This is a genomic window from Marinimicrobium alkaliphilum (assembly GCF_003259155.1).
Classification (GTDB): Bacteria; Pseudomonadota; Gammaproteobacteria; order Pseudomonadales; family Cellvibrionaceae; genus Marinimicrobium_A; species Marinimicrobium_A alkaliphilum.
On the sequence record NZ_QGMQ01000003.1, the window covers coordinates 1 to 24162 of the forward strand.

Genomic DNA, 24162 nt, shown 5'->3' on the forward strand with positions numbered 1-24162 from the left:
TTTGTCGAACCGTTGTGGTTTCCATCCAGCCAACGGCGGAAAGCGCGGCAGGAAAGCCGCGTTTGACAGCGCAGCTGCCCGAAGGGCGAGGGCCACGGATGGCCCGAGTCAATCGAACCACCGAGGAAAGAGTGTTCGATTACGCCCCTCCCAAATACAAAAAAGCCCCGGTGGCGAATGCACTACCGAGGCTTTTTCGAAATTTATGGTGCCCGGAGGCGGAATCGAACCACCGACACGAGGATTTTCAATCCACTGCTCTACCGACTGAGCTATCCGGGCAAATTCTCGGGCGCCGAGGGCGTCACTGCGAGAGGCGCGTATTAAAACCGGTCATCGCTTTTGAGTCAAGGGCTTAGGCAAAAAATTATGGGGTTTCGCTGGGGGGTACATAGCCCTCGGCTTCGTCATACGCTTCGCCGGACAAGAATTTCTGCATCTGCTCACTCAGGTAGGTACGTGCGCCCATATCCATCATGTTCAGGTGCTTTTCGTTGATGAGCATGGTCTGATGCGCCATCCATTCCTGCCAGGCCTGGCGCGAGACGTTTTCAAAAATATCCTGGCCTTTGGGACCGGGATAGGGCGGCTGATCCAGGCCTTCGAGTTCCTGTTTGTACTTGCGGCAAAATACCGTGCGCGGCATGACAGCTCCTGTTTGTGATTCGTGCACAAAGACACGATTGTAACCCAAGGGCGCGCCAGACTACACCGGAGCCAATTCCCGCAGCTGTTCCAGCAGGCGTTTGACCGGCGCCGCCAGGCCCACGTCGGGGGGATTGTGCAGGCTGTACCAGCGGTGGCGGTCAACGTCGGCAATCTGAGCCGGCTCACGCGCCAGCTGGAGTAATACCGGGACAATATCCAGGTGGTAGTGGCTGAAGGTATGGCGGTAACCATCCCAGACTTCAATGTCGGCGACCGGACCGTAGGCCTGCTCGGCATGACCGATGGCACTGGCGTCGCGCGCCAGCTCCGGGAAGCTCCAGAGTCCGCCCCAGATACCCTGGGCGGGGCGCTGCTCCAACAGAATCTCGCCGTTCGGATCGCGCACCATCAGGAGTTGCACGCTTTTAACCGGCAGCGCCTTTTTCGGTTTTTTGCCCGGGTAACGACTGACATCGCCAGCACCGTGAGCGTGACAGCCACCCTGAACCGGACACTGGTCACAGGCCGGGCGCGAGCGGGTGCAAAGAATGGCCCCCATGTCCATCATGGCCTGGGTGTAATCCCGGCTGCGCTCCGGCGGGGTGTGCGTGTCGGCGACAGACCAGAGTTGGTTGAGCACGGCGGTCTTGCCGGGCCAGCCGTCGATGCCGTGGTAACGCGCCAACACCCGTTTGACATTGCCGTCGAGGATGGGCGCGCGCCGCTCGAACGCGATACTGACGATAGCCCCGGCGGTGGAGCGGCCGATACCCGGCAGCGCCGCGAGCGCGTCGACCGAACCGGGAAATTCGCCCCCATGCTCGCTCACAATCGCCTGGGCGCAGCGATGCAGGTTGCGCGCCCGGGCGTAGTACCCCAATCCGGTCCAGAGGTGTAATACCTCATCCAGTGGCGCGGCTGCCAGGGCCGCGACATCGGGAAAGCGCCCAACAAAGCGCTCGAAGTAGGGAATGACCGTATTCACCTGGGTTTGCTGGAGCATGATCTCCGACAACCAGACCCGGTAGGGCGTGATCTGCTGCTGCCAGGGCAACCCTTTACGACCGTGCTGATCGAACCAGTCCAGCACGGCGTGAGCAAAGACATCAGTGGTCATCGGCCAATCAGCCCCCGAAGCCGGTCGCGCCCTTCCTCCCGGGCACGCTCTTCCGCTTCGCGACGCTCGCGCTCCAGACGCTCCTCAGCTTCGCGACGGGCTTCATCGCGCTCGCGCTCGGCCTCCTCGCGAGCCGCCTCGGCGGCGTCGCGGGCTCGCTGCTCCTCCTGACGAATACGCTGCTGGGCATCGTCAATCTGGTCACCGTAACGCTCACGCACCTGGAACTCGGCAAACTCCCGCGCCAGAGATTCCAGGCCGCGGCCGTCGATACGGCAATCGGCAAGCGGGTTGAGTTCAGTCAAGGTGCCTCGGCAACGCACCAGCGACAGGCTCCGATCAACCCAGTAATTGCTGGTCATGCGACAACCGTGCTCACTGGTCTGACTTTCCCCCAGGCGGAGGGGCAGACGAATGTCGTAAGCGCTGGTGTCCAGGTTTAAACCGCCGGTCAGCCCCATGATCAACTGCTGCACGCCCGCATTGAACTCCTCCACTGTGATTTCCCAACCGCGCATTTGCACAGTGCCTGCCAACTGACGCATCTCGGTGTAGTCCGGCCAATCCCGGTCGCCGCGCTCGACCCGACTCAGCGTATTGACCGCCTGGCAGAACAGCTCTTCGACATTGATCGGCGCCACCCTTACCTGGGCGCCGGACAGACTGGCATCGGCGTGCATATTGCCCATGATCTGATTCATGGTCACACCCCGGGTATTGCCCTCCGCCGCGACCGTGATGGCACCGCTCAGACCGATCATCTCGTCCAGTTCGCGATCGCGCATAAAGGGCTCAAGCTGGACCTGATCAACGCCGGCGTCAAAGCGGATCTCGGCGGTGTCGCCGCGCGCGTCAAGACTCGCTGTCAGACCCACGGTGCCGTCGTACAGATTCAGTCGTGCCGGATCCAGGTTCACCTGACCATCCCGGGCGCTCAGGCGCACCTCCAGATCGCGCATGGGAAACGCCATGACCGTCAATTGATCAAAAGTAAGCACCAGCTCCAGATCCAGCTCCCGGATCAGCTCCAGAGGGATCAATTCCTCATCCCCTGTGGCCTCGTCTTCTACGACCTCGTCCTCATCGGCCGGTGGCGGCAGGTAGCGGTCCACGTCCAACTGGTCACCGTTGAGCACCACGCGCAGCGCCATGGCCTCGAGGTCCGGCACCCGGACATGACCATTGATCCGCGTGTCGTCCAGAGTGATCTGAATGGGTTCAAGAGCGACCTGTTGCAGGTCACCAGAGGCGTTAACCCGCACCGAGAGGCGAGTCAAGGCACTGTCGTCCGCCATATCCAAAGGCGGCACAGCCATCACCGCCAGCCATTCGCGGGGGTTCATGGTGCGCAAACGCAGGGTGACATCAAAGCTCAGGTCTTCGAGCAGGTTGCGCGCACTGCCGCCCAGCTCCACGGTCATATCGGCACTTTCATTGCCGCGGGAGGCCGTCAGCTCCAGACGACCGTCAGTCAGGCGCGCGTTGTCAAAATCGGCCGCCACCTGCAGGTCGCCGCGCAACTCGCCCGACAGACTCAGGGTCTGACCATCGAACAGCTCGGGGTCGGTGATGCGCAGCATCCAATTGCTCTGCAAGTCGAAGGGCTCGCCCTGGAGGTTGAAGTTGCGCAGCTCAAAGCCCAGATCCTGCACCTCAAATGCCTGGCCAGTACGGGCGTCACTGTAACTGAGTGCGCTGTCGCGCAGGGTGATACGCTCGACCGCCAGCACCAACTCCCGGTCCTCCTCGTCGGTCACCTCAGGCTCTGGCTCGGCCGCCGTGTCAGGCGCGTCATCATCCGGCAGCAACGCCTCCCAGTTGCCCACGCCCTCCTCGTCGATACGGGCATTGATGCGCGCGCCTTCGACAATCACGTGATGCACCTGCACTTCACCCCGAAACAGCGGCCGCAAAGCCAGCAGCAGACTCGCCCGATCCAGCTCCGCAATCGCGTCTTCAGGTTCGCTTACGGCCGCCACCCGGATACCGTTGACTTCGACCCCGATACTGGGCCAGAGCTGCCAGCCCAGATCGCCCTGAATACGCAGATCCACACCCTGCTCCCGGGCCATGGATTCGATACGCGGTTTGAAAACATTGGGGTCGAAGAACAGGAAGAAACCAATAACCAGAATCACCAGCAAGGCGATCAAGACGGCAAAAATTTTCAGCAAGCGTTTCACAATAAGCTCCCTTTGAGAGTCAGCCAGGCAAGGCTGTCAGTGTAATTCGAAAGTGGCGCGCCCGGAACAGGCATTCACAATCTACAGACAAATCTGTGAACCCGTCGGGTGACTTCGCGGGCCGCGCAGCGACTGTCCTTAACTATAGGTGCGCGACGCACGCCTGACAAAAAGAAACCACAAAGCGTTTGCTTATGATAATAAGAATGGTTATCATCTTTATCACTTTCTCATAGCCGGAGGACACTATGCCCGCTTCGCCCGTTCGCCTGATAGCCCTGTTATCCGCGCTTTTGTTTATCGCCGGCTGTAGTGACAGCGGCGACAGTGAGCGCAAGGTCATCACCGTTTATTCCGAGCGCGCCGAGCACCTGATCAAGCCGCTGTTCGATCGCTACACCGAAGAAACCGGGGTGGAGGTTCGCTATATCACCGACAATGCCGGCGCGCTGATCCAGCGTCTCAAGGCCGAAGGTCCCAACACCCCCGCCGATATTCTGCTGACCGTGGATGTTGGCAATCTGTGGCAGGCGGAGAACGAAGAGGTCCTGCGACCCCTTGAGTCCTCGGTGCTGGCGCGAAACGTTCCGGCACACCTGCGCTCAGATACCCAGCATTGGTATGGTTTATCGGTGCGCGCACGGACACTGGTATATTCCAGCGAGCGCCTCGATCCAAGCGAGCTGAGTACCTATGAAGACCTGGCCGACCCCAAATGGCAAGGCCGGCTGTGCCTGCGCACGTCGCGCAAGGTATACAACCAGAGCCTGGTAGCAAGCATGATCGAGCGACTGGGTGAAGAGCGCACCGAAGAGATCGTGCGCGGCTGGGTCGACAACCTGGCCACACAGCCCTACTCCAACGACAACGCCACGATGGAGGCCATTATCGCCGGCCAGTGTGATGTCGCGATTGTGAATACTTACTATTTTGGGCGTCTGCAACGCAATAACCCGGATATTCCCCTGGCTTTGTTCTGGCCCAACCAGGGCGATCGCGGGGTACACATCAATGTGTCCGGTGCTGGCCTGACCCGCCATGCCAAGCAGCCCGAGGCGGCGCAAGCGCTGCTGGAGTGGCTCTCAAGCCCGGCGGCGCAACGCGACTTTGCCGGACTCAACCAGGAATACCCCGCTAACAGCAGCGTCGAGCCCTCGGAAGAAGTACAGGCCTGGGGCGACTTCATCCCTGATGACATGAATGTCGAAGCTGCCGGACAACGACAGGCCCAGGCGATCCGTCTGATGGATCGCGCCGGCTACCGTTAATGACCGACAGCGCTTCACCCTCTCTCACACTCAGTCATACTACTCGCCAGCGGCGCCACGGGGCCCGCTGGCAGTCCTGGTTATGGCGTCTGCCGATTGGGTTTATGGTTGTTCTGGTGCTGCTCCCGGTGAGCGTCATCCTGCTCAGCTGGGGCGACGCCCAAACTGACGTCTGGCAACACCTGATCGCCACCCAACTGGGGCGCTTACTGGAAAACACCTTTATTCTGATCGTCGGGGTCGGCCTGTGGACGCTGGCACTCGGCGTCAGCCTGGCCTGGCTCACCGGCGTGTGCGAATTCCCCGGGCGGCGCTGGCTGGAGTGGGCGCTGATGCTACCCCTGGCCATTCCCACCTACGTGGTCGCGTTTGTGTTCCTGGGGCTGATGGATTACTCGGGGCCGGTACAGAGCACCTGGCGTCAGTGGTTCGGGGCCGATACCGGCTTTATCCCCGTACGCGGTCCGCTGGGCGTGGTCTTTGTGATGAGCGCGGTGCTCTACCCCTATGTGTATATGCTCGCCCGCAACGCCTTTATGGCGCAGGGTCGCGGCCTGATGGACGCCGCCCGGCTGCTCGGCAAAGGGCCCTGGCAGGCCTTCTGGTCGGTGGCATTGCCCATGGCCCGCCCCGCCATTGCCGTGGGTGTGTCCCTGGCGTTGATGGAAACCCTGGCGGACTTCGGCGCGGTCTCGGTGTTCAACTATGACACCTTCACCACCGCCATCTACAAATCCTGGTTTGGCTTTTTCAATCTCACCGCCGCCGCTCAACTCGCGTCATTACTGCTCCTGTTTATCGCTCTGGCACTCTACGCCGAGCAGAAAGCCCGCGGTAAAAGCCGCTTTCACCAATCCCCCAAACGGGACACCGAGCGCTACCACCTGCGCGGCGTCCAGGCCTGGGCCGCGACGGGCTTTTGTCTGACCGTGTTTGTCATTGCCTTTGTTGTACCCATCACGCAACTGGTGATCTGGACCCTGGGTGAGGAGAGCAACCTGTTCAATCGCCGCTACTGGGAACTGGTGCGCCACACCTTCACCCTGGGCGGCGCCGCAGCGGCACTGACCACGGTCCTGGCCCTGCTGGTGGCCTACGGCCAGCGTCTGAGTGGTCGCCACCAGACCAGCGGCCCGGTGCGTGTTGCAAGCCTCGGCTACGCCCTGCCCGGCGCGGTACTCGCCGTGGGCATCATGATCGGTTTCGCCTACCTGGATAACAACCTGCTGATTCCACTGCAGGGGCTCCTGGGGCTGGAACCGCGGCAACTACTGGTAGGCAGCCTGGTGGCCCTGATCCTGGCCTACGCGATCCGTTTCTTCTCGGTGGCCTACGGCCCGGTGCAGGCCAGTATTGAACGCATCCGCCCCAGCTACCAGGAAGCGGCACACACCCTGGGGGCCACCCAGTGGCGCGTGCTCGGGCGCATCTACCTGCCCCTGCTCACCCCCGGGCTGTTCACCGCCTTCTTGTTGGTGCTGGTGGATACCATGAAGGAAATGCCAGCCACCTTGCTGCTGCGCCCCTTTGGCTGGGATACCCTCGCGGTGCGTATTTATGAGCTCACCGCCGAAGGCGAGTGGGAGCGCGCCGCCCTACCAGCACTGACACTGGTACTGCTGAGCATCTTCCCGGTGATGCTGATGATTCGGCATGGGCGGATTCGGCGGTAACGCCAAACGCCTGTGACACAGCTCACAAAACACAAATTTTTACTCCCCTTGTCACCCTGTTCAACACCTCCCTGATCCCTACCCAGTAAAATCTGGCAGAACGTTCAACGGACCCGTCATTTCAGCCGTCAGTAAGGGATTATGAAACACATTCTTCGTCACCTAAGGACAGGACAGCAGTTTCGTCTTATCACTCGCCCCAACCCACAAATGTCTCACTCGTGCCACGCGGCGCGCCTGTCACCCAGCCAGCGCCAACAATTTGTGCGCGATATCACAGCTCCATCAGCCAACCAATGGCAAGAACTGTGGCGGAGTATCAAGCCCAAGACCGCCTCGGCATTTGCAACCAACGATCGGGTACGCCAAGAACTGACGCGACTACTGAACGAGCGGAAACTGGAGCTGCACCCACACCTGTCTGGTCATGGCCTCACGTCCGGTCAACCGGGCACAACACCCATCCGCAGCCACCACGAAAAAGCTGAATACGGCGAGACCCATGCCGGGGTGCGCGCCGATACCCTGGCCCCGGGCGGGGGCGAGCAACGACCAGGTGAGGCCGATACCAGTACGTCCCCTTCCAGTGACGGCACGGCACCGGTCAAGGATTCCCCGACCGAGGGCGAACCCATCAGCATGATCACCGGCGAGGAGCTGCTGCAGCTCACCGACGGTCAGCTGCCCGGCCCCATGCCCCTGAACTGGACCCGCACTTACCGCAGCGGTAGCAACCAGGACATCGGGCTTGGCTGCGGCTGGACCCACACCGCCTGCGAATACCTCACCATCGAGGACGACACGCTCAACTATTACGATGCCGATGGTCGCGCGCTCGCCCTGAGCCTGCCGCCCCTGCGCGGCCACAGTCGCCACTGGTCCGAGGGCTTACGCATCGAGCGGCCCGAACGCAACCAGTTTGTGCTCAGCCAAGAGGGCGAGTGGCACAAAGTGTTTGGCTACGTGGGCCGTCGCCGCGACCGTATGGTTCTGCTGCAATTGCGCCACCCCGCCTACCGCCCTGAGCGCCAGCACCTGGGTGAATACGAGCCGGAGCTGGGCTTCGCCATTAGCCTTCACTACGACAACGATGGCCACCTACAACGCCTGGAAGGCAACTGGGGCAAGCGTCTTGAGCTGCGCCGGGGCGACCGCCACCGCCTGCACCAGCTAGTGCTGGTTGACGGCCCAAGTGCGCAACAAAAAGTCCTTGCCGAATACGACTACAGCCCCGAAGGCGACCTGATCACCCACCGCAACGCCGCCGGTGCTGAGGAACTCTACCGCTACCGCAACCACCTGATTCAGGAGCGCACCCTCAAAACCGGTTTTCGCTTCTTTTTTGAGTGGGACGGCGAAGAGCCGGGCGCACGCTGTACCCGCCAGTGGGGCGAGCGCGGCATTTACGATTACCGCTTTGATTGGGAGCCGGACGACAACCGCAGCCGCGCCACCGACAGCCGCGGCCACACTCGCGAATACACCTACAACGACTACGGCCAGGTCCTCACCGAAAAGGACCCCGAGGGTGGTCTGCACCGCTACGCCTACGATCGGGGGCGCAAAACTGCATACACCGACCCCGAGGGCCATACCACGCGTTATTTTTATGATGACGACAAGCGCCCGGCGGGTATCGAAGACGCTCTGGGCAACCGCGTCAGCCTGAGTTACTTCAAAGGGCGACCTACCCGCGTCAAAGACAAAAATGGCCACACCTGGGCCCGTCGCTACGACAACCGCGGACAGCTGGTGGAATCGACGGACCCCTACGGCCTGAGCACCCACTACCGCTACAACAAGCTCGGCTTGCTGACCCAGGTGACCGACCCGACCGGTCGGGAGACCCGCTACCAGTGGACGCCAGCGGGCGAACTGCACAGCATCACCGACCCGGACGGCCACCAGCGGCGCCTGCACCACGACGCCTGGGGCCAGCTAATCCAGGTGGACCTGCGGCTCAAAGGTGGCATCAAAGCGGGCAGTACCCGCTTTACCTACACACCCACCGGACAGGTCTCTGAGGTCATCGCCGGCAACGGCGATCGCCACCACTACACCTATAACACCAACGACCAGCTGATCCGCTACAGCGACCCACGCGGCCGCGTCACCCAGTGGCAATACGACGGCCTCAGCCAGGTAATTGAACGCATCGATCCGGAAGGTCAGCGGCTGCGCTACGAATACGACGCCGAGCGCAACCTCACCGCCCTGATCAACGAAAACGGCGAGCGCTACGAATTCGTCTACGACGGCAACGAACGGCTGATCAAGGAAGTGGGCTTTGACGGGCGCACCCAGCATTACCAGTACAACGCCGCCGGGCACCTGCTTCGCCACCTGGACGCCGGTGAAGTCATTACCGACTTTGAGCGCGACCCCCTGGGCCGCCTGATTACCCTGCGCCGCCGCCGTATCGGCCAGGAACGGACCGAAGAACTCACCCGCTTCGCCTACGACCCTGCCGGGCAGCTCACCGAAACCTACAACGAGCACCAGTACCTCAAGCTTGAGTACAACCCCTATGGCCGGGTCACCAACGAGCACCGCAGCGACCTCAACGCCCAGCGCGAACGCCTGCCCGCCAGCATGGCGGACATCCGCTATCGCTACGTCTGGCCCGGCCGCTGCAGCGGCCTGACCCTGCCCGACGGGCAGAAAATCGACTACCAGTTCGACGAGCAACTGCGCCTGGCGGGCGTCGGCCTCAACGACCAGAGCATCACCCGCATCGAACGCGACCACCTGGGCCGCGAGCAAGCCCGCCACCAGGGCCAACTGACCACCTACAGCGACTACGACCCGGCGGGCCGGCTGACCCGCCAGCACAGCGTCCACCAGCAACACAAACACCCAGGCCCGGTGCAGCGCCACTACGGCTACAACGAATTTGGCAACCTCAGCCAACTGACCGACGGGCCCGCCCAGCACCGCTACGTCTACGACCTGGTGGGCCACCTAAAACGCGTCGAAGGCACCTTCGAGGAAAGCTTCGACTTCGACCCGGCGGGCAACCTGCTGCAACACGGCAAGGCCAGCGGCAACCGCCTCACCCTCCAAGGCGACCGCAAATACACCTACGACGCCCGCGGCAACCTGATCGAAGAGCGCCGCGGCAAAGGCGGCAAACTGGTCACCCACTACCACTACAACCTGGCCAACCAGCTGGTAAAAACCGAAAAAGACGGCCAAATCACCGAATACCGCTACGACCCCCTGGGCCGCCGCATCAGCAAAGAAGACACATTTGGCACGACCCGCTACCTGTGGGCCGGCGACCAGATGGTGCAGGAGAGCCGCAACCATCAGAAGAAGACCTACCTCTACGAACCCGAAAGCTTCCGCCCCCTGGCCCTGGTGCAGGACGACCACGTCTACCACTACCACCTGGACCACCTGGGCACCCCAAGGGAGCTGACCAACCAAAGCGGCCAGGTCGTCTGGAAAGCCCGCTACAAAACCTATGGCCAGATCGCGATCAAGGAAGTCGACGAAATCGACAACCCCATCCGCTTCCAGGGCCAGTACTTCGATGAGGAAACCGGGCTACACTACAACCGCCATCGGTATTACAATCCCGAGACCGGGCAGTTTACGACCCAGGATCCGATTGGGTTGCTGGGCGGCACGAACGGTTATCAGTATGCGCCGAACCCCGTGCAGTGGGTTGATCCGCTGGGGTTGAGTTGTAAAGAGGTTGATTTTTATGTTGGACCAAGTGGGTCCGAGTCCACTTTGCCAGCGACTGGATACCGCTATATGAAGTACAAGGATCCTGACGGAAAGGTGAATAAACACGCCCAGGATGCCATCAAAACGAGTGAGGCTCGACTTTCCTATTTCGGCTTTGATAAGTTCGATACGGGCGATGAGGTGACCGATGCATTTCAAGTTCGAGCTCCGAAGCATGTCTCAAAAGTAGATCCTGACCCTGCATGGAGCGATGGCAGATTACGTTTGGAGTTTGATACTCTCCAGCTTTATGAAAACGGTAACCCCAATGTAGCGATTCCGTATAGTCATGGTGGAACAGGATCAGATTTGGAACCCTTTACAACAGCATATCCGCAATACGGAATGGGAGGTGCTCGTCAAGTGGTTCCCAAAAACACTACTTACATAAAGGCCAGTAAAGTCGATGTCCTGCCAGAGAAATGAAATGATAAGTGACAGAGAAGCCAGGCTAGAGCTTGGGAAGCTAGTAAAAAAATATGTATCGGATCTATCAGAGCAGGACCGATTGATAAGTGTTATCGAAGACAAAAATCGTCCCGGACTGCCTGTTCGAGGTGTTCTTGAGTCGATAAGAAAATTTAAAATTCAAGAGTATTCTGACCAAGAAAAGGAGTTAATTGACGATCTGATTTACATGTTTGGGTAGGCATGATGAGTGCTGGGTGCAGCAGTCCAGCCTTGACCTGAAAAGCGTCTTAACGAAAGCCGCCAGCTGCTAGATCAAGCATGGACAACTACAGTTGAATCTCCATGGTCGTGACACTTTAACGTCTTAACTGCATTGAATCGAGTGAAAACTCAGAAGTAAAAATTTTCCGTTGAACTGGTTGTATTTGTAGTTATCGAGATTTATTTCTTCCTTTCCGTTTTTTTGAAGAATTCCGCCCTAGGTAGTTTACGGAATACGTTTCTAGAAGGCCGTGGAGAGATTTCTCTGGCGCATCATGTTTTTGAGGGTTCCTTAGTTTGGACACTAAATCGCTTAGATACTTTCCTGAAAGTTTAATAATTAGAACGTTATTTTGGCGATATGTTTCTCTCATGTAGTCGAGCTCTCTCCCTGCTCTGAGGGCAATTTCATGATCCCGTGTTATCAGAAACGCCAACCTTACATGTTCAATTTTCATTTTAGAGAGCAAACCAAGGTAATCCTCAGGATCTGCTCCTTTTTTATTTATAATCTTAAAAAGAACTTGCTTTACGTCGTATTCATTGTCTGCGCGCTCTCAGAACCTGGATCCGCCTTGATTTGTGGCCTCTATATCCCTGATTTTTGGGCTTTGGCTATCGTTTTCAAGCTCAACATTAGTAAGTCGCGCCGCAAATACAATTTGTATCGCTTCATGGCACCAAGCTTCAAATTTTGATGCTCCAGAAGGACCTTCAGGTATTGTTTCAAGTTCTGAAACAATTCGTCCTATTCTTTTTGATCGCTCTTCCTTCTCTGATGAGTGTACATCTATTCCATATTTTTCGTACTCGTCGTAGATCTCTTCGGAGTCTTCTTGGCTCAAATAGTCTCGGGCAACATTCAGCGCAAGCCAATAGCAGGGGTGGATAAGGATTGTCTGGTTAGATGATAGCTCTTTGTTCGGGCTTCGGCCATCATGAGAGAACTGATTTATCACTAAATGTCCTGACTCCAACACAATGCCGGCCAGCTTCACACTCAAACCCGTCGCCGCACACGATCTGACCAAGTCGAAGTGCAGGCCGGCTGCCCCGCCAACACAGCGTTCACCAACAACAAACACCTCGGCCCCATCCAGCGGCGCTACGACTACGACGCCCGCGGCAACCTGATCGAAGAGCGCCGCGGCAAAGGCGACAAACTCGCCACCCAATACCACTACAACCTGGCCAACCAACTGGTCGCCATCGAAAAAGACGGTCAACGCACCGACTACCGCTACGCCCCCCTGGGTCGGCGGATCAAGAAGCGCGACACCTTCGGCAGCACCCGCTACCTCTGGGCCGACGACCCCTAAAGCAGCGTGACGCCGTCTTAATCCTGGCCGAACAACCCATCCCCTCCTCAGGGAACGAACCTGGGCACAGGAAAACCGCCGCTCAAGTAGAGAATTCCCCGCCCAAGCGTTAAACTACGCGTTTTTAGCTGGCTGGAACCTCATCACATGGGCAACAAAACCCCGCTTTACGCCATCCACCAGGAAATGGGCGGTAAAATCGTCGATTTCGGGGGCTGGGACATGCCTTTACACTACGGCTCACAGCTCGAAGAACACCACCAGGTGCGCCGGGCGGCGGGGATGTTTGATGTCTCCCATATGACCGTGGTGGATGTGACCGGGGCCGAGGCTCGCGCCTATCTGCGCACACTGCTGGCCAATGATGTGGCCAGGCTCGATGGCAAGCCGGGCAAGGCGCTCTACAGCGGTATGCTCAATACGCGCGGCGGGGTTATCGATGACCTGATCGTGTACAACCTGGGCGACAGCTACCGGGTGATCGTCAACTGCGCCACCCGGGACAAGGATCTGGCCTGGATGGGCCAGGTGGCGGCCGATTTCGACGCGACCGTGACCGAACGCCCGCCCCTGGCCATGGTCGCGGTTCAGGGGCCCGAGGCGATCGACAGGGTCAAGCAGGCCATCGGCCAGTATTCATCCATCATCGACAACCTCTCGGTGTTTCAGGGCGAAGCCTGTGAAGGCTGGTTTATTGCCCGCACCGGCTACACCGGTGAGGACGGGCTGGAAGTGATCCTTCCCGGTGAAGAAGCACCCGCGTTCTGGCGCGCACTGGCGGCGGTCGGCGTAGCGCCCTGTGGCCTGGGCGCGCGGGACACACTGCGCCTGGAGGCCGGCATGAACCTGTACGGCCACGAGATGGACGAGGAGACCTCGCCCCTGGTCGCCAACATGGGCTGGACCATCGCCTGGGAACCGGGCGAGCGGGACTTTATTGGCCGGGCGCCTCTGCAGGCCGAAAAACAGAGCGGTGTAAAACACAAGCTGGTGGGTCTGACCCTGCACGAGCGCGGCGTACTGCGCGCCGGGCAGAAGGTCATTACTGCCGAAGGCGGTGAAGGCATCATCACCAGCGGGACCTTCTCCCCCACCCTGGGCTATTCTATTGGGTTGGCGCGAGTGCCCGCCGACACTGTGGGCCAGGCAGAGGTGGAGATACGCTCCAAACGCCTGCCCGTCACCCTGAGAAAACCGGTATTTGTGCGCAACGGCAAGGCCGTCGACTAAATCTGACTGCAAATCAACAGGAAACTGACCATGAGCGAAGTTCGCGACGAATTGAAATACCTCTCGTCCCACGAGTGGGCCCGCGTTGAAGATGACGGTACCGTCACCATCGGCATTACCGACCACGCCCAGGAGGCCCTGGGCGATGTGGTGTTTGTGGAAACCCCGGAGGTGGGCAGCCAGGTCACCGCCGGCGAGGAAGCCGGTGTGGTCGAGTCGGTCAAGGCCGCCTCAGACATCTACTCCCTGGTATCGGGCGAAGTGATCGCCATCAATGAAGATCTGGAAGACGCACCGGAAACCGTCAACAGCTCGCCCTTTGACGACGGCTGGTTTTTCAAGGTCAAGCCCAGCGATTTGAGCGAACTCGATGGCGCCCTCGATGCCAACGGCTACCGCAACCTGATCGAAAGCGAGTAACACGCAGCTGCATCAGTCAGGAAACGCCCGCGCAACGTCGCGGGCGTTTTTGCATCAGGCGTAGCCGTACCACACCAGGCCGGCCAACAGACCCAGCACGACCGGAGCCGCCAACCACTTCACCAATGCTTTGCGCTGATCGGCTGGGCTTGCACCCTCCGCCTCGAGGCTTCCCGGCTCATCGGCATGATCGCGTTCGTGATTGATCAGACGGAAAGCCTGCAACAGTTTTTTCACCATTTCCTTGTCGAACTGATAGGGGTCGAAGCGCTTGTGGCCGTTGTGTGCCAGGAGCGACTGCACCCGGTCGCTCGCCGGAATGTACTTCATGGACCAGTTCGAATACTGACGTACCTGGGTCGAAACCTGGTACACCACCTTCATATCTTTATGGCGCGGATCGCGCTTGATTTTTTTGAGCAGCTCAACCACTACGCTGCGCTCACCCTCCAGACATTGAAAGAAGCAGCCGTCGCCATAATAGAGCAGGCCACCTATCGCCAGCTTGGGGTTGTTGATGCGCGACGCCTGCAGAATCCGGGCTACCGTCGGCTCCACCCCCGTTTCAGCCGAGGCCACCGTGAAATTGGCACGACTGATGTACACCACTCGAATCAAATCCGGGTTTGCGCTACTCATAAACTTATCCTGATGTAAAAGTTGTCAGATATTTGGGGGATATACGCCACGGAGTGTCATTTGGTTGTCACCAATCACAACAAAGCGGGTTACACTTCTTAACCCCCTGCGTGGTGATTGACCCACAGAGCAGCTGTTACAGTGGTAATATTTCGCCACCTCCTTGTTTTTACAGGCAATTGACGCCATGAACCCTGTCGCAATGCGCTTTTTCTTGCTTCTCACCGGTGCCAGCCTGGCGCTCTCCGGCTGTAACCGCACCGATGATTACGATACCGGCCCTGAGCGCCGGGGCACGGCTGTTGCGGTTATGGAAATGGAGCCTCGGGACATGTCGCGCCGGGTGATGGTCAGCGCCCCGGTGGAGCCCCGGGTCCATATCCGCCTCGCCAGCCGAACCACCGGCACCGTCCATCGGCTTCACAAAGAGGAAGGCGACCGCGTTGAACAGGGCGACGTGCTGGCGGAATTGGACATGTCAGAGCAGCGTGCCGAAATGGCCCGCGCCGAAGCCGAGGAAGAGCGTGCCCGTCTGGATTACGAGCGGATGGTGGAGCTGCGCGAGCGTCGGGCGGTCAGCTTGGCTGAGTATCAGCAAGCCCTCGCCAACTTGCGGGTAGCCGAGAGTGAGCGCGATCTCTGGCGTACCCGGGTCGACTTTGGTCGCATCGTGGCGCCGCAGGATACGGTGGTTACCCGTCGACATATCGAGCTGGGTGAAGCCGTGCAGCAGCACGACACCCTGTTCGAGCTGGCGGCCATCGATGAGCTGGTGGTGCGCCCGGGACTACCGGAGGTGGATGTCGCCCACCTGGTCCCCGGACAACTGGCCAGTGTCCGCCTGGATGCCTTGCCGGAGCAGCTGTTTACGGGCACGGTGCGGCGTATTTTCCCTGCCGCCGATACCGGCAGCCGGCTGGTCACGGTAGAGGTGGCGCTACCCGGGGATGCCGACGCTCGCGGCGTGCGACCCGGTTATCTGGCGCGCGTACAGATTGACGTCGATGCCCGGGCCGACGTGCTGGCCCTGCCCACGCCCTCCGTGGGCGCCGATGACGAGGGCAGCTACGTCTATATGGTCGAAGACGATCGCCTGGTGCGCCGCTCGGTCACCATCGGCATCAACCGTGGCGGCTGGACCGAAATCACCGATGGTTTGCAGCCGGGTGAAGTGGTACTCGCGAGCAACCCCATCGACATGCGCGAGGGCCAGCAAGTGCGGATCGTCGGGCACCGGGATTAGAGGCGGGTTATGAGCGAGAAATACACCGGCCTCACCAGTACCGCGATTCGCCGCCCGATTGGCACTCTGGCGCTGTCTTCAGTGGTTTTTGTACTGGGTCTGTTCTTTGTCGAGCGCCTGCCCATTGACCTGCTGCCAACCATCGATATTCCTCAAATCCGGGTCACCGTAAACTACCCGGGCACGGCACCGGAGGTCATGGAAGAACAGGTCACCCGCGTACTCGAACGCAACCTCGCGGCCACCGAAAATCTGATTTCCATCGACAGTCGCGCCTCTGAAGGGCGCACCAACGTCAACCTGCACTTTGCCCCGGGCACCAACCTGGATCTGGCCCTGCAGGACGCCTCGCGCTACCTGGAACTGGCGCGCACTCAGCTGCCGAGCGACATCGAGCCCCCGCGCCTGTACAAGTTTGACCCGGCGCAGGAGCCTGTGTGGCAGGCGGGCTTCAGCTCCGCCGTGCGCTCAGAAGTTGAGGTGGCGGACTGGGTTGAACATCAGCTGACGCCCCAACTGGTGGCCATCTACGGGGTCGCGGGGGTGGAGACCGCCGGCGGTCTGGTGCGCGAAATGCGGGTCGAGATCGACCAACATCGGCTGCGCCACTTCAACCTCACCATGGCCGACATCGTCGCGGCTCTGGAGATGGAGAACGTCGATATCGCTTCGGGTTGGATGACCTCCGGCGACTTTGACGTGATGGCCAAAACCGATGGGCTTTTCACCTCGGTAGAGGACATTGCAGGGGTGCTGGTGCCCCTGCCCAACGGCGACCGTATCCGCGTCAGTGATGTCGCCGAGGTGACCGACGGTCACCAGGAGCAGCGCCTGTTTGTACGCCTGAACGGCACCCCGTCGGCCCAGGTTTCCGTGTTCAAGCAGCCCGACGCCAATACTGTCGAAGTGGTCGAGGCTGTCCAGGCCACTATCGATCGCCTCGAACGCTCCGGGTTTATGCCCGAGGACATCGAATTTCAGGCCATCGGTGACGAGGCCTATTTTATCCGCGGCGCCATTGCCAGTGTCGCCAGTGCCGCCATACTCGGCGGACTCCTCGCCATGGTGCTGGTACTGCTGTTTCTGGGCAGCCTGCGCAAGGCTTTTGTCGTGGGACTGTCAATACCGATTGCCATCATGGCCACCTTTGCCCTCATGGGCATTGGCAGCGTGACTCTGAACATCATCAGCCTCGGCGGTTTGGCTCTGGGCGTCGGCCTGCTGCTCGACAACGGTATTGTGATGCTGGAAAACATCTACCGGCATCGGGACGAAATGAAAGAATCCGCGGAGGATGCCGCTCACCTGGGCGCCGCCGAAGTGCGCGGAGCAATCACCGCCGGGACCTTTACCAACCTGGCGGCCGTACTGCCTTTTCTGCTGATTTCCGGCATGGCGGCCATGGTCTTTACCGACCTGATTCTGACCATCTCTTTCGCCATCCTCGCGACCCTGGCCGCCGCCCTGACATTGATCCCCATGCTGTCGGCGCTGCTCGGAAAAATCCGCTTCCAAAGCGGCTTCGAACACAGCAAATTTCAACGCAGCTTCAACCGTCTGATCGACCATGCGCGCGCCATCTATCGGAAGATTCTGCATACCGCCCTTCGTTTTCGCTGGCTGGTTCTGGCCCTCGCCGCGCTCTGTTTTTTTGTTGCTCTCAAGGTGGGAGAAGGTCTGGGCAACGAGTTTTTGCCCCAGGTGGATGACGGTAGCGTCTCCGTCAGTATCGGTTTGCCCTCCGGCAGTCCGCCAGAAGAAACCGATCGCATCGCGCGCATTATCGAAAACAACGTGCGCGACATGCCCCATGTGGAGACCCTGTTTACCCTGGTGGGTGGCCACCTCGGCGGCGGTGCCATCAACGAGCGCCCCGGCACCGCGCGTATGAACGTGCAATTGACGCCCGCCATTGAGCGCCCGGACATGACCGCCGGCCGTTGGGTCGCGCAGGCTCAGCGCCAACTGAATGCCCTCGACTTGCCCGGGGTCTGGGTCAGCGTCCGGCCGCCGTCGATTCGCGGTTTGCGCTTCACCACCACCGGCGACGACTTTGCCATCACCATTGTCGGCCCCGAGCTGGAGCAGTTGCAAAACTATGCCCGGGACATCACCAACCTGCTTGAAGGTATTCCCGGACTGGAGGGCGTTGAAGTCGGGCGGGACTCGCGCAGCCCGCTGGTGCGCATTCGCGTAGACCGCGAGCGCGCCGGCGACCTTGGCCTGAATGTGTCCGATGTGGGCGAAGCCATCCGTATGGCCGTCAACGGCGCCATTCCGACCCGCTATATCAGCGGCAGTGTCGAGTACGACGTGCGCGTGCGCCTGCCGCGCGAAGAAACCGCCAACCCGGAAACCCTGGGTGAATTATTGCTGTTCCGCCATCAGGGCGAGGCCATCCTGCTGCGCGATGTCGCCCGCTTTGAGATGACCACTGGCCCCGCCCATATCCAGCGCGAAAACCAGAGTCGCATTCAGCGTGTAGTCGGGGACATCAACACCCAGGTGTCGGATGTGGGCACCATCATGGGCGAGGTCGAGGAGCGCTTGCGCGACCTTGACATGTCCGACCGCTACAGTCTGATTTTTGGTGGGCAGTGGGAAGCCATTCAGGAAACCAACCGGGAGCTGCGCCAGGTGATCTTACTGGCCCTGTTCCTGGTGTTTGTGGTGCTGGCGGTGCAGTACGAGCGCCTGACCAACCCCCTGGTGATCCTGGCGGCGGCCCCCCTGTCGCTGATCGGGGTGGTCACCATCCTCTGGGCCACCGCGACACCCCTGTCAGCTCCGGTCATGATCGGCGTCGTTCTGCTGATTGGCATTGTGGTCAACAACGCGATTCTGCTGGTGGAGTATATCGAGATCGGGCGTCGGCAGCACAAGCTCGCGATTATCGATGCGGTGATCGAAGCGGGCGGCATTCGGCTCCGGCCGATTTTGATGACCACACTGACGACCGTGGTGGGGATGCTGCCTCTGGCCATTGGCCTGGGTGAAGGTGCGGAGATTATGCGCCCGCTCGCGATTGCCGTGATCGGCGGCCTGCTCGGGGCGATGTTTTTGACCTTGCTGGTGGTGCCCTGTCTGTATCTGGTGGGCAGCCGCGGGGCCGAGTGGATGAAGCATAAGTTGGTGGGGTAAGCGAAGACTCTTTCGATGGAGGTGCCTCAGGTGTCGGATTACGCCTTCGGCTAATCCGACCTACTCGACCAATGGCACGCTGTCTCCAGCAGGTCGGATTAGCGCAGCGTATTCCGGCAAAACCCCAGCAATGGCGCACGGCCTCCAGCAGGTCGGATTAGCGCAGCGTATTCCGGCAAAACCCCAGCAATGGCGCACGGCCTCCAGCAGGTCGGATTAGCGCAGCGTATTCCGGCAAAACCCCATCAATGGCTCACGGCCTCCAGCAGGTCGGATTAGCGCAGCGTATTCCGGCAAAACCCCAGCAATGGCGCAGGGCCTCCAGCAGGTCGGATTAGCGCAGCGTATTCCGACAAAGCCCCAGCAATGGCGCACGGCCTCCAGTAGGTCGGATTAGCCGAAGGCGTAATCCGACACTGAGGCACCGGGCTCGTTTGTTAGACGATCTGAAACCCCTCAAACACCTGCAACTGCTCAACCTCGATATCAAGGCCCTCAACCCGCGCCCGCTCCGGCCCTTGCCACATCCACTCCTCAAAATCACTCAAGGTTTGTGCATCGCCGGTTGCAAGTACTTCCACCTGACCATCGGCCAGATTGCGAACCCAGCCACACAAACCCAACTCCTGCGCCTTGCTGCGAGCGCTGGCGCGATAAAAAACCCCTTGCACGCGCCCGGCAATACGGTAACGACGAGTCTGCTGCATAACTCACCTCTTTCCTCGCGCTCACCACCTCAAGCGTCGATCATGTTCAGGCCCATCGCCATGCGCTCTTCGGTGGTTTGATGCACCTGCTCTTCGGCATGGCCGTGCACACATTTGTTGAGTGCCGGGATGTCCAGTCCGGCGTAATGCGCATAGCGCCCGGACTCTGTGCCATAGTGTAGCAGGTTGGCCGCAATCACGATGTCGACGTAGTCGGCCCTGGCTTGGCCGGATTCACGCAGAATTTTTTCATGGTGGCGGGCCATTTCTACGAGTGCCTCGGGCATCTGCCAACGACGCAACATCAAAGCCCCCACCACCGGGTGAAGAATCTGCTCTACATGCAAACGCTGCTGATCATTCAACTCTGCCCGCTGGCCCAGGAACTCCCGCAAAGGCAGCTTGCCGATATCGTGCAGGAGGCCGCCAAGGGCCGCCTGCTCGGGGTCGAGATGCTTCTGGTAGCCCGCCAAGGTGTGGCTGAGAGCGCTGATACGCAAGCTGCCTGCGACAAAGCCGCGCATCCGCGCGTCGCTTTTGTGATGCTGCATGGTCTGCAGAATGGCCAGCTGAGTGACCAGTGAGCGCACCAGATCAAAACCCAAATTGGTAATCGCCTGATGCAAGGAGCTGACCGGCTTGCCGCGTAGCACCGCCGTGCTGTTGGAAACTTTGACCAGACGGGCTGCGATAGCCGCGTCTTTTGTAATTTCATGCTCTAACTGGGCAACCGAGCAATCCGGGTCGGCCGTGAGCTGTCGAACCCGAAAAGCCACTTCGGGCAGGGAGGGTAAAATGACACGATTTTCAGCAATATCCCGCTGCAAAATTGCCAGTAACTGCTTCGCCCGCCCGCTCATGCTACCTCTCCATCCCCCAAACACACCCCCTTATTTTAGGCGATAAGTCGATCTGACAGTTAGCGCAAGTACGGCGAAGAGTGTTAAGAAAAGAGAAGTTGAAAGATGCGCCAAGCATGCACTCACTTGGCGCGTCGGCTCACACAGCGACCGAATCGTAAACCACGACTTCGCGCCACAGATGGGCACAATCAGCGACAAACTGCTCATGGATCGGGTCGACCTGATAGGCGTCCTGATCTTCGGCCGTATCAAAAAACAGCAATTCGGACACATCATAGCTGCTGTCAACCACGTCACGCTGCTCGGTAGACGCCGGCACCCCCACGTGTAAGCCCCGAACCTGGGCAATGCCAGCCAGAGTTTTGATGCCGGCGATCAATGCTGCCCGATCCTCGGCCGAGTCAGGGTTTTTCAGCCAGAAGAAAACGCTGTGTGCCACGGCTGGCAGTGAGGTCGAGGCCGATTGGTGGTGATCTGCGGAAGCTGCAGGCATCAATGCCGCGGCACCGGCTGCGGTAGCGCCGGCCAGAAATTGGCGACGCGAAGTTTTGGGTAGAGTCATAACCGAAGCTCCTTGAGCAATGGACAGGAAAGGTCCCGACGGGTCGGGCGCTTTAGACCGTTCCGGATATTAGCCTGTCTGAGAAGAGTGAAAAAGAGGGGGCTGATAATTAACAGGAATTAACAGAGCGAGGATGATAGAAGATTGGGGGGGGTAGCATTGGACGCATTGGGTACGGCAGGTCGACAGGCGCTTAAATAAAATGTGGGCCTCAGTTGTCGGATTACGCCCCTGCGGGGCTAATCCGACCTACACGGGACAAGGCGCCATTATTCAAGTAGGTCGGATTAGCCAAAGGCGTAATCCGACACCTGTGGCACCACATCACGAAGGCATTACGCAACAAACGCTGACGCTTACCGAAACTCGAGTTCCGCTTCCGCGCCCGACCACTCAAAGCGCACGTCCCAATGTCCGCTGGCACGATCATGATTGACGTACTCGGCGTCAAGCGGTTCACCGTCAAGCAGGACTTGTTCAAAGCCCTTGGGCGCATGATGAACCACCAGCGTGATTTCCCGGCTGTGCGGGCGGCCCGAATAATCACCCTCACGGCTGAGGCTGATGGTCAGGGCCGTTTCGCTCTGCTCCGCCACGAACTGCAAGTGCTCGTAGTCACCCACGTGCAAGCTGTCGTAGCTCTCGCCGTCGTCGTCAAACAGTTCACCGGTGGCGCGACTGACCGAGGCATCGGCGTAGTAATGCAACTCCAGCTTTTCACCGGTGTAGTGATCGAGGGACTGAGTCAGAGGCGCCTTGGGAATAAAACTGCCGGCCTTGACCAGCACCGGAATCATGCGCATGTCCACGGCGACCTTAAGTTCGCGGTCGCCTTCGTAACGCTCGCCACTCCAGTAGTCAAACCACACTCCTTCGGGCAAGCGCACAGGCCACTCGCGCACACCGCGCTCGGTCACCGGTGCCACCAAAAAGGCATCGCCCCAGAGGTAGCTGTTGCGCTCGTCCAGCAGCTTGAGGTTATCCGGCTCGGCATAGATCAGCGGACGCATCAACGGCGTGCCGTCCATACTGTGGCGATAAGCCAGAGTGTAGTTGTAGGGCAGCAACCGATAGCGCAGGTTGATGTACTCCCGGGCGATATCCTGGGTTAAACCATCGTGAAACACCGGCTCGGGAGCGATTTCTTCCTGGGCATGAGGACGATACACCGGCTGGAACACGCCGTACTGCAGCCAGCGGATATAGAGCTCGGGATCAAACTGCTCGCCCCCGGCAAAGCCCCCCAGGTCCGAATGGATATAGCCGAAACCAAACAGGCTCATTTGCAGCGCCAATTCCACTTGCGGCTCCAGGCCGGCCCAACTGCGCTCAACATCCCCGGTCCAGGGGATCATGCCGTAGCGCTGGGAGCCGGTGCTGCCAGCACGCATCATGATAAAGGGTCGGGTCTCTGGATAGTCCGCGCGCCAGCCCTCGTACACCAGGCGCGCCCACTCGTGCCCGTAAGCATTGTGGATTTCATCCGCCGTGCCGATGGCGTGGAGGGTATCCGAGGGGTGCACTTCCGGCTCGCCCAGGTCGCCCCACCAACCAGCGATGCCCTGGTCGGTCAGTTCTTTGTAGATGTTCCAGAACCAGGCCTTGGCCTTGGGATCGAAGACGTCAATGATGCCGGTGTTGCCAAAATAGAAGTCGAAGGTTTTAGGTTTACCCCCGAAGTTTTTGGCAAGTACGTCTTCGCGTACAGCTTCATCCCAACGCTTGGAGGTGGTGAGAACGAAAGGCTCGGTAATCAGGATGGTTTTGACTCCGTCCGCGCGCAGGTCGGACAACATTTTCTCGGGGTCAGGCCAATGTTTTTTATCCCAGGCGAGGTTGCCCATATGCCCCTGAATGTCCTCGCCAAACCAGAAGAGATCGATCACCAGCGCGTCCAGAGGGATCGCCAGGTCGCGGTAGGCTTTGACGGTATCGCGCACTTCCTGCTCACTGCGGTAACCAAAACGCGAGGCAAAGCTGCCCAGCGCCCAGCGCGGCGGCAGCGGCGGTTTACCACTGGCACTCACGTAGTTGTCGACAATATCCGGCAAGTGTTCGCCCGCGGCTACAATGTACCCGGTGCGACCGGCGACCGCTTCAAACTGCAAAACGTTTTTTTCCGTCGCCCCCAGATCCATAACACCGGTAGCGGAGTTATCGAACACCAGGGCGTAGTTGTTGCTGGAGATCACCCCCGGAATACTGAAGTACATCTGCTCGGATTCGGTGCTGTAACCGTAGTGGGCCTGGTTGTAGAGCGGCAGCCGATGGCCACGTCTATCCATACCCAACACCCGCTGACCACCGCCCAACAGTTTCTCGTCGTCGGTCAGATCAAATCGAAAGCCGCGCAGGGTTTCGTGTTGAAACAGACCCGCTTCTTCTCCCACCAGACGTCTTCCATCACGATAGTAGCTGAGTCGCAGAGGCCGTTTCTGGACCTTGACCGTCAGCTCATCGGTGCCGAAGTGCAGCCGGTTATCCGCTTCACTCAACTGTGCCGACAACGCCCGACTGTCTTCGGGCAAGGTAAACGAGGGCAGCTGTTTTACCCCATCGGTTTGGTAAAAAGCTTCCACCACCGCCGGGTGGTGAAAGCGCAGGGTGAGCTGTCCGCGATCGGTATCGATCACCAGGGCATCATCGAGTACCTGATGGCTTTGATAGCTATGACCGAAAACCAGCGGCGCATAGAACGCCAGCGCCGCTACCAGCCATTTCAATACGCCTGAGCACCCCATG

Annotated in this window: 17 protein-coding genes and 1 tRNA gene; 8 read left to right on the forward strand and 10 right to left on the reverse strand. The window is 59.7% G+C overall.

The genetic code is table 11. The annotated features are described in order from the left end of the window. Window positions 1-206 precede the first annotated feature (206 nt). The 4 genes from DKW72_RS05540 to DKW72_RS05555 all read right to left on the reverse strand — a co-directional run bounded on the left by DKW72_RS05540 (window position 207) and on the right by DKW72_RS05555 (window position 3948). Window positions 207-282 (reverse strand) — tRNA-Phe (locus DKW72_RS05540). Window positions 283-367: 85 nt separating this feature from the next. Then, on the reverse strand, window positions 368-646 hold the full coding sequence (locus DKW72_RS05545) for an oxidative damage protection protein (protein WP_111641355.1): 279 nt from the start codon (window positions 644-646) through the stop codon (window positions 368-370). Window positions 647-706: 60 nt separating this feature from the next. Then, complete coding sequence (gene mutY / locus DKW72_RS05550) at window positions 707-1765, reverse strand: A/G-specific adenine glycosylase (RefSeq protein ID WP_111641356.1); 1059 nt, start codon at window positions 1763-1765, stop codon at window positions 707-709. Continuing rightward, window positions 1762-3948: an AsmA family protein gene (locus tag DKW72_RS05555; protein WP_111641357.1), complete on the reverse strand. Its 2187-nt coding sequence runs from the start codon at window positions 3946-3948 to the stop codon at window positions 1762-1764. The genes mutY and DKW72_RS05555 overlap by 4 nt, the downstream gene beginning before the upstream one ends. A gap of 248 nt (window positions 3949-4196) precedes the next feature. On the opposite strand from DKW72_RS05555, the gene DKW72_RS05560 reads away from it, so the two are divergent. From DKW72_RS05560 to DKW72_RS05570, 3 genes are all read left to right on the forward strand, one after another. Continuing rightward, the gene (locus DKW72_RS05560) at window positions 4197-5216 is read left to right on the forward strand and encodes an extracellular solute-binding protein (RefSeq protein ID WP_111641358.1); all 1020 of its coding nucleotides are present in this window, start codon (window positions 4197-4199) and stop codon (window positions 5214-5216) included. Continuing rightward, window positions 5216-6889, forward strand: coding sequence for an ABC transporter permease (locus DKW72_RS05565; protein WP_111641359.1), 1674 nt, complete (start codon window positions 5216-5218; stop codon window positions 6887-6889). Before DKW72_RS05560 ends, DKW72_RS05565 begins: the two co-directional genes overlap by 1 nt. Before the next feature lie 210 nt (window positions 6890-7099). Next, complete coding sequence (locus DKW72_RS05570) at window positions 7100-11050, forward strand: RHS repeat-associated core domain-containing protein (RefSeq protein WP_157960403.1); 3951 nt, start codon at window positions 7100-7102, stop codon at window positions 11048-11050. 803 nt (window positions 11051-11853) lie between these two features. On the opposite strand, the gene DKW72_RS16345 is transcribed toward DKW72_RS05570, so the two are convergent. Further along, the gene (locus DKW72_RS16345; protein WP_198411235.1) at window positions 11854-12294 is read right to left on the reverse strand and encodes a hypothetical protein; all 441 of its coding nucleotides are present in this window, start codon (window positions 12292-12294) and stop codon (window positions 11854-11856) included. 39 nt (window positions 12295-12333) lie between these two features. Here DKW72_RS16345 and DKW72_RS05585 point away from each other — a divergent pair, with 39 nt between their 5' ends. The 3 genes from DKW72_RS05585 to gcvH all read left to right on the forward strand — a co-directional run bounded on the left by DKW72_RS05585 (window position 12334) and on the right by gcvH (window position 14265). After that, complete coding sequence (locus DKW72_RS05585; protein WP_111641363.1) at window positions 12334-12615, forward strand: hypothetical protein; 282 nt, start codon at window positions 12334-12336, stop codon at window positions 12613-12615. 147 nt (window positions 12616-12762) lie between these two features. Next, the gene (gcvT, locus tag DKW72_RS05590) at window positions 12763-13845 is read left to right on the forward strand and encodes a glycine cleavage system aminomethyltransferase GcvT (protein ID WP_111641364.1); all 1083 of its coding nucleotides are present in this window, start codon (window positions 12763-12765) and stop codon (window positions 13843-13845) included. 30 nt (window positions 13846-13875) lie between these two features. Further along, on the forward strand, window positions 13876-14265 hold the full coding sequence (gcvH, locus tag DKW72_RS05595; RefSeq protein ID WP_111641365.1) for a glycine cleavage system protein GcvH: 390 nt from the start codon (window positions 13876-13878) through the stop codon (window positions 14263-14265). A 54-nt stretch (window positions 14266-14319) separates the two neighbouring features. On the opposite strand, the gene DKW72_RS05600 is transcribed toward gcvH, so the two are convergent. Further along, window positions 14320-14904, reverse strand: a complete 585-nt coding sequence (locus DKW72_RS05600) for a BLUF domain-containing protein (protein ID WP_111641366.1) — start codon at window positions 14902-14904, stop codon at window positions 14320-14322. Between the two features lie 187 nt (window positions 14905-15091). On the opposite strand from DKW72_RS05600, the gene DKW72_RS05605 reads away from it, so the two are divergent. Together DKW72_RS05605 and DKW72_RS05610 are read left to right on the forward strand one after the other, a co-directional pair. Beyond that, window positions 15092-16147 (forward strand): efflux RND transporter periplasmic adaptor subunit, encoded by a 1056-nt coding sequence (locus tag DKW72_RS05605; protein WP_111641367.1) that lies wholly within the window; start codon window positions 15092-15094, stop codon window positions 16145-16147. Between the two features lie 9 nt (window positions 16148-16156). Continuing rightward, window positions 16157-19288 carry an efflux RND transporter permease subunit gene (locus DKW72_RS05610; RefSeq protein ID WP_111641368.1) on the forward strand — a complete coding sequence of 1044 codons (3132 nt, stop codon included), beginning with the start codon at window positions 16157-16159 and terminating at the stop codon, window positions 19286-19288. 437 nt (window positions 19289-19725) lie between these two features. On the opposite strand, the gene DKW72_RS05615 is transcribed toward DKW72_RS05610, so the two are convergent. The 4 genes from DKW72_RS05615 to DKW72_RS05630 all read right to left on the reverse strand — a co-directional run bounded on the left by DKW72_RS05615 (window position 19726) and on the right by DKW72_RS05630 (window position 24161). Next, the gene (locus DKW72_RS05615; protein ID WP_111641369.1) at window positions 19726-19995 is read right to left on the reverse strand and encodes an acylphosphatase; all 270 of its coding nucleotides are present in this window, start codon (window positions 19993-19995) and stop codon (window positions 19726-19728) included. A 29-nt stretch (window positions 19996-20024) separates the two neighbouring features. Then, window positions 20025-20855, reverse strand: a complete 831-nt coding sequence (locus DKW72_RS05620; RefSeq protein ID WP_111641370.1) for an HDOD domain-containing protein — start codon at window positions 20853-20855, stop codon at window positions 20025-20027. 139 nt (window positions 20856-20994) lie between these two features. Then, entirely contained in the window at window positions 20995-21420 is a 426-nt protein-coding gene (locus tag DKW72_RS05625; protein WP_111641371.1) for a Dabb family protein, read from the reverse strand. Between the two features lie 356 nt (window positions 21421-21776). Next, window positions 21777-24161 (reverse strand): glycoside hydrolase family 31 protein, encoded by a 2385-nt coding sequence (locus DKW72_RS05630; RefSeq protein ID WP_111641372.1) that lies wholly within the window; start codon window positions 24159-24161, stop codon window positions 21777-21779. Between the last annotated feature and the right edge of the window lies 1 nt (window position 24162).